The sequence below is a fragment of the Rugamonas fusca genome (assembly GCF_014042365.1).
Lineage (GTDB): Bacteria > Pseudomonadota > Gammaproteobacteria > Burkholderiales > Burkholderiaceae_D > Rugamonas > Rugamonas fusca.
In genome coordinates this window covers 1-282 of record NZ_JACEZS010000089.1, presented here as the reverse complement: position 1 = coordinate 282, position 282 = coordinate 1, and the positions used below count along the sequence as shown (strand labels likewise).

Sequence of the window (282 nt, the reverse complement as noted above, 5' to 3'; positions counted from 1 at the left end):
GCCTGATATTGGCCTGGGCCCTTTGGCTGTTACTGGGAAGCCGCAGGCGCGTGGTTGAGCTGGCCAGGGAAATGACGGCCGACCTGAGGCAGAGCGAAGCGCGGCAGGCACGCCTGAACCGTGCGCTACGCCTGCTCAGCAGCTGCAACCAGACGATGCTGCAGGCTGTGGAAGAGCATGATTTGCTCGACCAGATTTGCCGCTTATGCGTCGAAACGGGCGGCTACCTGATGTCCTGGGTGGGGCTGGCCGAGCAGGACGGCGACAAGCGAGTCCGGCCTG

At 64.2% G+C, this 282-nt stretch carries 1 protein-coding gene; it reads left to right on the top strand.

What is annotated here, in order from left to right; translation table 11 throughout:
* Positions 1-71 precede the first annotated feature (71 nt).
* Positions 72-282: hypothetical protein (locus H3H36_RS26445; protein WP_375539629.1), on the top strand; the 211-nt coding region annotated here is incomplete at its 3' end.